This is a genomic window from Fusibacillus kribbianus (assembly GCF_030053595.1).
Classification (GTDB): domain Bacteria; phylum Bacillota; class Clostridia; order Lachnospirales; family Lachnospiraceae; genus Lientehia; species Lientehia kribbiana.
Window position 1 is genome coordinate 116513 of the sequence record NZ_JASGBQ010000005.1, and the last position, 12366, is coordinate 128878.

Genomic DNA, 12366 nt, shown 5'->3' on the forward strand with positions numbered 1-12366 from the left:
TTTCAGGGTCCCCCGGGGACCCTACTATTTCCAATATCTCCAATACCCCTTTGCACAGGCATCAATAAAGCTCGGTTCAAAAGATAAGGTCAGATTGGTTAATCCATTTCCTCCGGGGTCATTTACCAGAATCTTCCCGTCAGAGGTAAGTCCGCGCAGAACCACAAAATGACCGGCAGATCTTGCAAAGTACGTTCCTTTCTTCATACTGGCAATGCAGGGTTTTCCTTCTTTTAATGCCTGTATTACAGATGTAATGCCAGAGATCCGTTCCCCGTGGAGACCGTAGTGCTCAGCTGCGTCCGTCAAAAGTCCCCAGGTTGTTCCAACTCCGTCTTTGTAGTAAGTGTTTCCAGCCCAGGCAACCACATCCGGCGGTGTTACGGTCTGGCCGGTAAGATAGGAGATCACCATGGACAAGCTGGTAGGACCACAGGCACTGTTCCCTATATTTCCACCATCCGTACCATATGGTATGCTGCCCCAGGTTGATGATCCCTGCAGGTAAAGCGGGATCGGCATCCCGCTGTCCGGTATGATTCCGTCCCCTTCGCCTAATGTCCCGCCGATAAAGGTATAATTTCCATTGGAACTGTCTATGGATCCAGTCGCTGCTGTCTCGCCAAAGAATTCCAAATACTGTTCATAGGATGCAGTAAACAGATCTTTCCATGCTTCATCCGTATATAACAGCTCTGCCACCTGTTCTGCTGTCTTATTCGTATTGGTAATAAGATAGCCGGATCCGTTCTGAAGCACCCTTATGTCTGTGCATTTCTGCAGAAACTCTTTCACCTCAAATGTTGATGGAATAATAAGACTTTCCATCTGATCAAACTGAGATACGCCACTTTCCTCTTCCGCATTTTCGTCTGAAGGAGCGGACGTTTCTGTTTCAGGGGAAGTTTCCGCTGTTTCAGCTGTCGATTCGTCCAGTAGAACATCTTCGTTATTCAGCACAGTGATCCAGGCAAATACCATACTGAATCCAACTTCATTGACCTCCACTTCCGCTTCCACGCCCGGGATTGTTTGCTCATTTCCGTTCTCATCCGTAACCGTTTCTTCTTCCTTCCGGTAAGAATCCGCTGTGGTATTCATGTCTGCCCGCAGCTCTTCGATAAATTCCGTGTAGGTAGGAAGGATCTCCGTATACGCATAAGTCTGACGCGGATCAAAGGTATCATCGATGGCATCATCCGTAAACAAAGCAACGATGCTGCCAAGTAAAATGACCGGTATTAAAATTAAAAACACTGCTGTTCCCAGGCATCCTGCTCCGATTTTAAGCCCCAGCTTATTGTTGCTCTCTTCCATTACCGTCCTCCGGCTGATCCAAACATGGCCAGGAACCTTTCATTGATATCCACCCGGAGTTCAAGTCTGGTGCTGCCAGCGATCAGAATTCCCTGTCCTCTCTGTTTGGATGCCAGGATATTTTCTTCTTCGTCCGATAACTTGAACAGTTCCTTCGTTTCTCTCAGGTTTTTTCCATCACATCCCATCAAAAATTTGTAGCAGGCGCTATCAATGAGGGACTGGCCCAGACGTTTTACCTCTGGCTCCAGAATGTCTCCGACCGCATGAGTTATAAACATAATACCCGCTTCATATTTCCTGCCACGTTTACTCATATTTCGCACATACTGGAAGGTTTCTTTCAATTCCGGGTCGGCCACCAGATACCCTTCGTCCAGAGCCATGATCACTTTTTCTTTCCTGTCAACTGCCATTTGCTGCCAGCACCACATCATGATGTTATGTAACTGTGCATTCTTAACATTTTTGTCTGTTTCCAGAAGTGCGGACGCATCCAGCACGACAAACGATGATTTCGGATCTACAGTCGTATGTCCATTCCACATGAAGCTGTCAGCTCCCATGGCTGCTGATTTTAAATCTTCCTTCAATTCCTCAAAAAGTGTTTTCCGCCGATCTGATTCTTCCGAACGGTCTGAAACTTTTTCATCAATGGTATTCCACAGATCCCGCATAATCGGGAATTGCTGATTCGTAAGTTTGGAAATATCCGTGTCCCATGTAATTCCAAATTTTTCATAAGTTTCGATCAGCGCTTCTTCCAGAAGAACCTTTTTTCTATTGTTATAAGACTCTCCCAGATACAGTTTAAAAAAGGTTCTCAGGTTCTGAATGTGCAGGGCTAAATCAGATATTCCATGTCCTTCGTCCTGGTAAATGTCCTCTGATTCCAGACTGGCATGATCCAGATCTTCTTCCTCCAGTTTTGGAGAATAACGGACCTGTAACGGGTTGATCCTTCCAGTCTGTCCACCGGCACAATCAATCACATCTCCTTTGATATCCTCATGCCGCGCAAGGTCAATGTATTCCTGCTCCGGGTCAAAGACAATGATCTTTGTCCCGAACGCATTCATTTTGACAAATAGATCTTTCATGGTGGAAGATTTTCCGACCCCGGGTATTCCTGTGATGATCCAGTTGGAATTCACGCGATCCTTGTCTCTCTTCCACACATCCAGAATCACCAGTCGATTCCGTTTCGTTTTTCCAAGATAAAATCCCTGCTCGTCATAGATCCCGGCGGCCGCCATGGGAAATCCCCCGAAAAACGTTGAGATCGGCATGTTCCGGTTTCCCTGATTGGATACCATCGGATTAGGGATTCCATAAGGGGATGCGGCCTGTAATGCTTCGATCTGCCGGTATTTCAGCGACCGCATATTGCAGCCGGTGACGCCGATCACACCAGACACCTTTTTTATCCGGTTATCAAGCTCCGGCAGACTCCCAGCCTGGACATGAAACATTAAATTCAAATAACCAAACGGCTCATTCCGAATGGAGATCCGGTTAATCATCTCTTCCAGATCTTTGATTGCCTTTTCATTTTTCTGCCGTTCCGATTCGTCCTTGATTGTCTCCCGATTGCTCCTGAACTCTTTAATTTTATTATTGAAGACCTCGATCATGGCAGCCGGGCTGGTATTGCGAAACTCGATACAGGTTGTAGTCCCTTCGAGGTTACAAAGAGGAGCCAGCCATCCATAATCAGGGTTCGCCGGAAACCGGGTGGCAGAATAAAATTTGCCGTAATTTTCTCCCAGATTGCAGTAGGTACTGTCATAATCAATTCCTGCCGGAGTGATCGCATTTAACAGGATTTCGTTAACTTGTACTTTCTTCTCTGGCTGCGCCTTCTGTTTTTCCTGTTTCTTCATGATACCCTCCTTAACGGATAACGGAAATGGGAAGATAGCTGCTGTCATCGACATGCTCATACGTTGCCTGCAGCGCATTGCCAAACAGGTTGCAGAGCTTGATAATCTCCATCTCTGTCAGAATCTCCGTTTTGATTCCTGCCCGGCTAAAGCAGTTTTTCAGCTCCCCGGCTCTCTGCATAAGCTCGATTTCACTTCTGGATTTATCTTTTCTCTTCCGAGTCCAGATTTTCAAAAAGTGTTGATGCTCAAAATTTTCTCCGGAAAGAACCAAATCCGAAGATTCCCGGATCATTTCTGCCAAAATCCGCTTTCTTCCGACACTCACGATCTCACTTTCATATAACTGTTTTAAATGCACATTGTATTTTTCCAGATCGATCTCTCTGGGATAAGACACATATGCAAAATCTCCTCTTCCGTCCTGAAATGCAGCTGCCAATGTATTGGTTTTCGCCCTTTTCTCCTCTATTGTTATGAGGTCCAGATTAAAGGGATAGATTCTCAGATATGCAATCAAATATCCATCTTTGGTTTCCAGACAACTGCCGGATATATCGGCCACATTGGTAAACTCATTGGCCGTCAGCTTCTTCTCTATCGTCTTCTTCATATATCTCTTCTTCTTTCATATAGGGATCCGTATAATGATAAATATACTGTTTCTGCGCTTTCCGGTAATTCAAAAAGATCTTAAGCTGTGTGATCAGATTCTCACCGGCCCGGTTGAGCCGTACTGTCACAATCGTTATTGCAATCGCAAAGCAGCTTCCCATGATACAAAAGATCAGATAATCCGACCGGTTCAATGCAGCAAACAGGCAGATCAGAATCATCAGCCCTGATACTGCTCCCACAATCGTCATTTCTTCCTTCCGGAAACCGCTTATAATTTCCCGCCGGTCTGGTACATATTCCGGAATATATAAATCATGCTCTTTTTTTTCTTCCATACGGTCTGCCTCTCTATGTATAATATCTTTGGATCAGCTTGATAAATGCTGACAGACATAAAACAATGACTCCAACCATAAGGTATTTTTTTTGCCGCCTGATAATTTCTTTCACCGGCATATCCTCTTCCCGGCATTTATGGATATCCAAAATGCACCGGATCAGCACACCTCCAGAAACCAGCCAGGTGCTATAAATTAGATATTTATCTAAAAAATTTACACTCTGATATACTGCCAGAAATCTCACAAACCACGCCCTCCTCTAAATGCCATCATTCGGAGCATTCCCCGTACTGTACCGCCTCCCTGTCTTGCAAGCCCGGAAGAATAGGCAAAACGTTCCAGCCATTTGGGAGCCCGGAGCATCAAAACCGCCCATCCACAGGTAGCAATCACCGCTGTACCAAATTTACCGGCCTCAATATAAGAAAAGCTCCTGGTAAACATTTGAAAGCACAAGATCTGAAGCGCATATCCAACAAAGCAGATGATATATGCGGAGAAAAAGTTACTCCATCGTTCCCTCGTTTCCGTCACATAATCTACGGCAAAAATCGGAAACAGGATCTTCATGAGCACAAGCTCCGCCCCGCGAATCCCGGCCACGACCATAAACGCAAAATATGAAATGATGATAATGAGAAAAAGGATCACAAAAACCAATAATGCCGGACCAAGGCTGTCTCCAATAGAAGCCAGGATCCCTTTTCCCATTTCTGTCACTCCCTGATCGACCGAAGAGGTGACATCCTGAGACAGTGCCTTTGAGAAATTCATAAGCTCACTGAAAATCCAACCATTACAGCTGATAAGTGCCGTAGCAATGCTGGCTTTCACCACATAATCCAACGGATCCGATTCCGCATCGCCAACTGTCTGCAACAAATAAACATTGAAAAGCTGTTTGATCGTCATTAATATCAAGAGGGTAATTGCCAGTGTGGTTGTAAACAAAACGACAGAGCTTATGATTTCATTGTCGTTCATATCAGCGATCTTAAAAAAGATGTTGTCCAGAAAATCCCCGAAATAATCCAGCATTCCTTCAATAAGATTTAACAGAAATTTTCCGATCTGTTTACTTACCCAACCCAACATTCGTTATCCTTCTTTCCAATTTTTATTGATAGTAGCTAAAAATGAACGGGACAAGTGCTGTAAGAGAGATCACCACAATTCCTGCTACAATCGTTCCAGTTAAGGCTTTTCTTGCCCTCGGTTTTTCCTCTTCTTCTGCTTTCTGCCATATGATCCCTCTCCAGATTGCAAGTACAACCGTTATAGCGACTTCCAATCCAATGAGCCATCCCTCTACATCACTTAAAAGTTTCTGCGTACCGGTAACTAACGTAGGGCTGCTGGCAAAACATACGCTTCCCAAAAGCATAGTCATAAAGATAACTCCTGTTACTATTTTTTTTACTTTGTTCATGGTTCCTCCTTTTTGTGATCCTTGACAGGATCCGGTTCATCATTTTTATACGCAATGCAGATTCTGCATTTTCGTTATCCTAAAAACATCGATCTATTTTTTTCCGGCTTCTCCAATTTCTGTTTTGCAGCACTCATGGCAGCTTCTTGTCTCCGATTATTCTTTGGCTCCGGATTTTCATAATCCTTCCATACCATCCATAAACCGATACTGTCCATCCTGACTTCACGGGCCGATCTGTCATTCTCCTGACTCTGCATGAGCTTTCGATTAAACTCTTCATCTCCCAGACCATAATCATCATTAATCGAGTATTCGCTGAGATCCGGAAGATTAGATATCAGCGGATCGACTCCCGTTATTTTACACAGAGCATAAGGAGCATGGATTTTTCCGATTTCGGCTGGTTCCAAAAGACTTCTGGATGTCATATTGGAGCTGGATGAATAACTGGCCCCTCCATGCTTTCCTCCGGAAACCGAAGAGGACACGGAGGGGGATTCCACCGTATAGGTTCCCAGATTCTCCGAAAAGTCTTTTAAGGTCTGTGTATCATCAGTTTTCAGATACATCTTAAGCTGTGCATTCGATTTAATGTTTCTAAACTCTTCTTTATAATTTCTTTCAAGCTGTTGATAATCCTGAATAATTCCGTTCACATGAATTCCCCTGGAACGCCCAGCTGAATACATCGTAGACAGTACCGGAATATAGGGGAAATTTCCCAGTTCATCCAGGTCATAATCCACGCCGACCGGCAATTTGGTTCCATATTCGTTCGCCACTTCTACCTGGATTCCATATGCTTGTGTGATAAATATTGATACCAACGGATATAATGTCTTTTTCTCATCCGGGATCATAATATAAAGCATGGTTTTTTCTCGGCATATAGTATCAAGTTTAAAATCAGATCGTGAAGTCATATCAGCCACCGAAGGGCTGGTAAACAGCCGCAGTGTTGATAGAGCACTTGTAAAAAAGCTTGCCCGGGTCTTTGACGGAGCAACCTGCGCCAGTGCAAATACCCCCTTTGCCGGATGGGTATCCGGCAGCATCTTTAAATAATCATTAAGCGGCAGACTTCCATCCTCTCTCGGCTGGCACATATAGGCAAGAAAATAGTATACGTTCACACAGTTTCTGTGTTTGGGTGGAGCGTCTTTTGCAACGATCAAGATCGCTGCAGCGATTGTTGCCATTTCACCGTTATACCAAAGTGGTTCCCCACTGGATTCCTTGACGATTGCCGATACCAGATCCCAGGTGGCATCCACGGCTTTTGAATCATTTCCGGATTCAAAAGCATCCAGAATCGGTTGTAAAAAATTGTAATGCACACTTTTTTCCGGACGCCGGAAATCCAATGGCAGAATATGATATCCTTGATTTCTGGCAAATCTATTTGTGTAATAATACAGTTCTCCTTTGACATCCGAACAGATCACAGACACGCCCGACAACATTTGTAAATACATAGTCTCCAATAGGATCCGTCTGGTCTTTCCTGCTCCAGTTGCACCTACGACCAGAGAATGAGGCACCATAGTATTGTAATAGATCTTTTCTTTCGATCCATTCCTTTCCATGTGGACAACCAAACCTGCAGGGCCTTTGAATTCCGATCCTGTCCTGTAAACAGAAAAATACTTTTCCAAGTCCGATTTTTCCATAAATTTTGCAGTTCCATACTGCCCATTACCGACTGCTACAGGGATTTCAATGTTATCTGTCACGCGGATAGTTGTGACATCCTTAACCTTTCCCTGTACCGGCATCAACCAGTACAGATATATCATGGCTACACCAAAAACCATCTGCAGAATCAGCCACCAGATTTTCACCTGTTTCACTGTAAAAAGTAAGATCCATGCTTCTTGATAGCTCAAGGGCTTTAATCCGTTGGCAGTTCCGCTCCCCGATAGTGTTAAAAGCGCATGTATAATTGCTGCTATATATGGAGAGATAAGTAACTCTGCAACCAAAAGAAACACAAACAGCAGAAAATTTGATATTTTCTTTTTTTTACGACCATTTTTTTCAAGAGTTGCCATAATTCCCCTTCTATCTTTACAATAAAGAGAGACAATATAAATATTTTGTCCCATTATTAATATCACATTTAAGGAGGTAACTATGAGAAAAAACGAAGAACGTTTAAAGTACCTGGCACCCAGAGAAAAAGAAGCCTTATTTGATGTGATCAATCAGGATCATTCTCTCCACGCCATCCGTAACCAGGCAATTTTTCATATTGCAAAATATTGTGCTCTCAGGGTCAGTGAAATAGGCTTGTTACAGATCAGTGATTACAATCCATACCGTAACAGCATACATTGTCAAAGACTCAAAGGATCCTGTTCCAACACGCTCAGAATTATAGATCCGGTTGTTAGCGACGTCCTGAACCGATATCTCCAAATTCGGAAATCACTTAACACATTGAGTCCATACCTATTTCTTTCACAATTCAATGCTCCTATCTCCCGGAAACGTTTAGATGGTTTGATAAAGCAGTATGGAGAGCAAGCTCAAATTCCTCCAGATAAATGTCATTTTCATGTATTGAAACATACCCGTGGAGTAGAGCTTGCAGATGCCGGTCTGGATATGCGTGAGATACAATATTGGTTGGGGCATAAAAACATGGCAAACTCACAACGCTATCTCAGTTACACAGACCGGCAGTATGAAAGAATATATACGATTCTATTAAAAGAATTATAAAAAAAATCGTCACCCATAGCCGATACTATGAGTAACGATTTTTTGTTTTGATATTCTCAGGGTCACCGGGTGACCTTCATTACATGACCGCCCTCAGGGTCCCCCGGGGACCTTCATTACTTTTAAGATCCCTAGGCCCCTATCCCAACAAAATTACAACTCGAGTTCCTCCATATGTGTTCTTCTTTTATGTTTCTTCTTTTTTTGCATTGAATGAGAATGAACTGCCTCTCTCTCCTGGCGTCTTCTATTGCAATGAGAAAATGCACTTCGGAATAGTGCATAGGCAAAATTAACCGCTCTTCCACTTTCAATATTTCGCATTACATTTAAAGATTCTATTGCTTCTTGGTTTCCCTGATCCGCAAGATCTTGTAACAGTTGCTTTCCAGCTGCAGGATTATTTTTCTCTTTCTTGTCATTCCACAGTTGCCATGCGAGAGCTACGGTCTTTTCATTTTTGTCAAAATCTTCTTTTGCCGTTCCATCAATTTGATTCTGTATATGAGACTCTTCTACACTTCCAGCATCTTCAGTGACCCCCAATAAATGATCTGGAATATCACAAACCTTATACTGTTCAATTTCTAATGTTTTTCTGATAATAAGATTGCCGATTCTCTTATTCAAATCCTCTTCTGCAGACTGTGTTACTCTTGAAGCTTTACCTTCAGTAGACGAATATGTTCTGCTTATATTTTCAGCTGCAGCTTTAAATGCACGATACTCTTTTGCAATATCGCTTCTTTCCAAAAGCATTTTTGTAATGAGATCTATTTTTTCCTTCACTTCTGGCGGCATATATTGGTAATACTTTCTTCCATTCGTAGGAATACTCTGCTTTAACTCCAGCATTTTCTCCGCCAGTTTTTCACAATCCTCCATGGAGGTGCGCCCCAAAAAATGATCTACTCTATCACCTGGTATTTGTGACAGAATTCCGGTTTCGTCGAGCGCTGCTTCCACCTGGGTTAAAGTTGCATTCCGCTTCAAGGTCTTTTCTGTAATCAGATTCTCTCTTTCTGCTTTGAATATTTCCCGTGAAAATATTTCTCTGCAGCAATTTTGTGTTTTGACTGAAATAAACTTATCTTTCAACTGTTCTTTTTCTGACCAAAAAACAATATGTACATGAGGATGGCTTACTTCTCTGTGATAGGCAGCGATATACCGGATGTCCCGAACGGATATGTTGAATTGCCCTGCGATATCCGGCATTACTGCATTAACCATATTCATCCATGGTTTTTTATCCGTATATCCCAATTCTACAGCGTCCTGAGGAGACAAAGATACTATAGCCCGATATACCAGCTGATTATCCTGTGATTTTTCATAAACCTGGCTGGCAACATCAAGATAGTTTTCTGTGTCAATATTACCCCACAATCCGCTGCTTCTGGGACGCTCCGCAATATATTTGGTATAAGTATAATTATCCGACATCGGGCTTAAGTCCACTCCCGGTCTGGTAGCAATATACTTCACATATTCCCGGTTGGCACTGGCATATGATTTATTGCTTCTGTCAAACACTCGGATTTTTGATACCACCGGTCTATACATCCTCAGTCCAATCCTTTTCTATTTTGATTTTTGTAATCTCAACTGCTCTTGCTTTTGCCTTATTATATGCCTCTTGTATATCCATCTGCTGGTCCACATCTACAAATCTGCTTATAGTCTCCGCATTTAGAAGCATAGAGGTCGCACCATACAAGGCTCCCTTGGCAGATAACGCTGCCAACCGATCAATATAAGGCTCAATCACATTGTTAAGCTGTTCCCTGATTATCTTTGTAATAAGATCGATATTATCTAATCCAACTTCTCCCTTCAAGCCAGCTTCAATATATTCAGCCGCCACCTCAGACATGCTTCTTCCCTCTTTGTGTGCATACAGCTTAAGTTTTTCATAAGACTCCGGCTTCAATGCTACCGGGATTCTCGGTGTCCGTGCCATTTAATTTTTCTCTCCTTTCCCTTGTTTTTTCTATTATGATACACCTATTTTCCTTGTTTTACATGCTTTTTTGAACTTTTTATTGAAATGTGAATCACCATTTCAGTAGAAATCAGTCATGTGAATCACGCAATAAATCCTTGTAACAGCAGGCTTTGACTGATGTTGTGTCCCGCGGGTGAATCCCGCTATTCCTGCCTTTTACTCGCGGCAGAGTTTTTAAGGACATTTTTGTCCCATGCGGCGAGTAAAATGATTCCGGGTGACCTTCACTTTCTGGCCGCCCTCAGGGTCACCGGGTGACCTTCACTTTCTGCCCGCCCTCAGAGTCACAGGGTGACCTTCACTTTCTGCCCGCCCTCAGAGTCACCGGGTGACTCCGCTACAATCCTTATTTAGGGCCGATATGTTTCCATATCAGCCCCGACATTTTATGTACTTTCTATGCTTCTTTTAATGCTCCATCAAAGTAATAAATACTATCTGACAACCTCTCATTTATCTCAACATTTGTTTCATTCATTTCTCGTACCAGCCATTTCATATAAGATATTTCATCTTCTCCAGTCGGCGGCTGAAACAAAAGTATTTCATGAATGGAAGAAGGAATAATAAAATATTTACCTGTTTGCTCATAAACAGATTTTAAAAACTTTTTGTTCAAAAGTACACTGGAAGCTCCATTGTTTTCACCAGTTGAAGTCATTATGAGATTTCCTTCTTTCAAATATTCTTTTATATCTGATAAAGTAATTTCGTGAAACCCAACAATCCTCTTTGAATCCGGAATTATAGAAGTCATATGTATATTTTTCTTCAAAGAATGGTCTAAAGCGATTTCAAAAATTTCGCTTTCTGTAAGCCCCACTGTTTCGATAAGATTATAAGAAACCATGATATTCCCTTGCATTAAGTCAACAACTGGGTACATCACCATATCTCCCAAAAAAAACCTTTTCGGAACAGGGAGTTTTTGAACGCGTTTATTATTTTGTGCTATTCTCACCTGCAATCTTGATTCTACCAATCCTCTGATACTATTACATCCGGTAGCACCAAACGTTTTATCCAAATACTGCATTACTTCCTGTTCATTGTTTAAATTAATTGTAATTGCCATATCCTATCTCCTTCTCCCCGTTGAGCCGATGGGTCAGCTTGCTTTTTACATATCCGGTAATGTTTGTTCTTGAGTTGGTGGGGGAAGGTTTTTCACCCGGTATCGAACGTATTCATGTATGGTTCACCTCCTATCTTTTCATATCCGTATAAAGTCTGCCTGTCGTCGTATGGGGTTTTGACAGCTGTTAATGAGGCGAAATGAACAGGTTCTGCAAGGGGTGAAAAACGATACCGGAGCGAAGTGAGGATAAGGAGTGTTCCCTTGCAGGTTCTGGAAATAGAGCTAAAATAGCAGCATCAAAACCCAGTCGACAGGCAGCATGATGAAAAGAAGGAAGCGAGAACAGGAATACGTTCGATATCGGGCCGCCGGAGGTATAAAAGAAACCGGCACAAGCCGGTTTTCCACCCTCAGGGTCACCGGGTGACCTTCACTTCCTGCCCGCCCCCAGGGTCACCGGGTGACCTTCACTTCCTGCCCTCAGGGTTACCGGGTGACCTTCACTTCCTGCCCGCCCTCAGGGTCACCGGGTGACCTTCACTTCCTGCCCGCCCCCAGGGTCACCGGGTGACCTCCACTTCCTGGCCGCCCCCAGGGTCACCGGGTGACCTTCACTTCCTGCCCGCCCTCAGGGTCACCGGGTGACCTCCACTTCCTGGCCGCCCCCAGGGTCATCGGGTGACCTTCACTTCCTGCCCGCCCTCAGGGTCACCGGATGACTTCCACTTCCTGACCGCCCTCAGGGTCCCCCGGGGACCTTCACTCCATGACCACCTCCAGGGTCCCCCGGGGACCTTCACTCCATAGCCGCCCCAGGGTCCCCCGGGGACCTTCACTTCCTGGCCGCCCCAGGGTCCCCCGGGGACCTTCACTTCCTGGCCGCCCCAGGGTCCCCCGGGGACCTTCACTTCCTGGCCGCCCCAGGGTCCCCCGGGGACCTTCACTTCCTGGCCGCCCCAGGGTCC

12 protein-coding genes and 1 pseudogene are annotated in these 12366 nt (G+C 43.9%); 1 reads left to right on the forward strand and 12 read right to left on the reverse strand.

Annotated elements, in window-relative coordinates:
* Nucleotides 1-24: 24 nt before the first annotated feature.
* The 8 genes from QJ036_RS05380 to QJ036_RS05415 form a co-directional block, all read right to left on the reverse strand.
* Nucleotides 25-1317 carry a C39 family peptidase gene (locus QJ036_RS05380; protein ID WP_283230416.1) on the reverse strand — a complete coding sequence of 431 codons (1293 nt, stop codon included), beginning with the start codon at nt 1315-1317 and terminating at the stop codon, nt 25-27.
* Nucleotides 1317-3200, reverse strand: coding sequence for a VirB4 family type IV secretion system protein (locus QJ036_RS05385; RefSeq protein ID WP_283230417.1), 1884 nt, complete (start codon nt 3198-3200; stop codon nt 1317-1319). Before QJ036_RS05385 ends, QJ036_RS05380 begins: the two co-directional genes overlap by 1 nt.
* A gap of 10 nt (nt 3201-3210) precedes the next feature.
* Complete coding sequence (locus QJ036_RS05390) at nt 3211-3813, reverse strand: hypothetical protein (protein WP_283230418.1); 603 nt, start codon at nt 3811-3813, stop codon at nt 3211-3213.
* The gene (locus QJ036_RS05395) at nt 3776-4153 is read right to left on the reverse strand and encodes a hypothetical protein (RefSeq protein WP_283230419.1); all 378 of its coding nucleotides are present in this window, start codon (nt 4151-4153) and stop codon (nt 3776-3778) included. The genes QJ036_RS05390 and QJ036_RS05395 overlap by 38 nt, the downstream gene beginning before the upstream one ends.
* 13 nt (nt 4154-4166) lie before the next feature.
* Nucleotides 4167-4403: a hypothetical protein gene (locus QJ036_RS05400; protein WP_283230420.1), complete on the reverse strand. Its 237-nt coding sequence runs from the start codon at nt 4401-4403 to the stop codon at nt 4167-4169.
* On the reverse strand, nt 4400-5254 hold the full coding sequence (locus QJ036_RS05405) for a conjugal transfer protein TrbL family protein (protein ID WP_283230421.1): 855 nt from the start codon (nt 5252-5254) through the stop codon (nt 4400-4402). Before QJ036_RS05405 ends, QJ036_RS05400 begins: the two co-directional genes overlap by 4 nt.
* 22 nt (nt 5255-5276) lie before the next feature.
* Nucleotides 5277-5588 (reverse strand): hypothetical protein, encoded by a 312-nt coding sequence (locus tag QJ036_RS05410; RefSeq protein WP_283230422.1) that lies wholly within the window; start codon nt 5586-5588, stop codon nt 5277-5279.
* 74 nt (nt 5589-5662) lie between these two features.
* Entirely contained in the window at nt 5663-7477 is a 1815-nt protein-coding gene (locus tag QJ036_RS05415; RefSeq protein ID WP_283230423.1) for a VirD4-like conjugal transfer protein, CD1115 family, read from the reverse strand.
* Between the two features lie 247 nt (nt 7478-7724).
* On the opposite strand from QJ036_RS05415, the gene QJ036_RS05420 reads away from it, so the two are divergent.
* A complete protein-coding gene (locus QJ036_RS05420) occupies nt 7725-8315 on the forward strand; it encodes a tyrosine-type recombinase/integrase (RefSeq protein WP_283230424.1) in 591 nt (196 codons plus the stop codon).
* A 153-nt stretch (nt 8316-8468) separates the two neighbouring features.
* On the opposite strand, the gene mobP3 is transcribed toward QJ036_RS05420, so the two are convergent.
* The 4 genes and pseudogenes from mobP3 to QJ036_RS05440 form a co-directional block, all read right to left on the reverse strand.
* The gene (gene mobP3 / locus QJ036_RS05425; protein ID WP_283230425.1) at nt 8469-9869 is read right to left on the reverse strand and encodes a MobP3 family relaxase; all 1401 of its coding nucleotides are present in this window, start codon (nt 9867-9869) and stop codon (nt 8469-8471) included.
* Between the two features lie 4 nt (nt 9870-9873).
* A complete protein-coding gene (locus tag QJ036_RS05430; protein WP_283230426.1) occupies nt 9874-10278 on the reverse strand; it encodes a ribbon-helix-helix domain-containing protein in 405 nt (134 codons plus the stop codon).
* Between the two features lie 442 nt (nt 10279-10720).
* The gene (locus tag QJ036_RS05435; protein WP_283230427.1) at nt 10721-11398 is read right to left on the reverse strand and encodes a DUF5688 family protein; all 678 of its coding nucleotides are present in this window, start codon (nt 11396-11398) and stop codon (nt 10721-10723) included.
* A gap of 762 nt (nt 11399-12160) precedes the next feature.
* Nucleotides 12161-12366, reverse strand: a pseudogene (locus QJ036_RS05440) (hypothetical protein); the annotation flags it as partial.

Excerpts from the sequence above, each read along its gene's own strand:
- QJ036_RS05380 (WP_283230416.1), bottom strand. The coding sequence starts at position 1,317 with ATGGAAGAGAGCAACAATAAGCTGGGGCTTAAAATCGGAGCAGGATGC.
- QJ036_RS05385 (WP_283230417.1), bottom strand. The coding sequence starts at position 3,200 with ATGAAGAAACAGGAAAAACAGAAGGCGCAGCCAGAGAAGAAAGTACAA.
- QJ036_RS05390 (WP_283230418.1), bottom strand. The coding sequence starts at position 3,813 with ATGAAGAAGACGATAGAGAAGAAGCTGACGGCCAATGAGTTTACCAAT.
- QJ036_RS05395 (WP_283230419.1), bottom strand. The coding sequence starts at position 4,153 with ATGGAAGAAAAAAAAGAGCATGATTTATATATTCCGGAATATGTACCA.
- QJ036_RS05405 (WP_283230421.1), bottom strand. The coding sequence starts at position 5,254 with ATGTTGGGTTGGGTAAGTAAACAGATCGGAAAATTTCTGTTAAATCTT.
- QJ036_RS05410 (WP_283230422.1), bottom strand. The coding sequence starts at position 5,588 with ATGAACAAAGTAAAAAAAATAGTAACAGGAGTTATCTTTATGACTATG.
- QJ036_RS05420 (WP_283230424.1), top strand. The coding sequence starts at position 7,725 with ATGAGAAAAAACGAAGAACGTTTAAAGTACCTGGCACCCAGAGAAAAA.
- QJ036_RS05430 (WP_283230426.1), bottom strand. The coding sequence starts at position 10,278 with ATGGCACGGACACCGAGAATCCCGGTAGCATTGAAGCCGGAGTCTTAT.
- QJ036_RS05435 (WP_283230427.1), bottom strand. The coding sequence starts at position 11,398 with ATGGCAATTACAATTAATTTAAACAATGAACAGGAAGTAATGCAGTAT.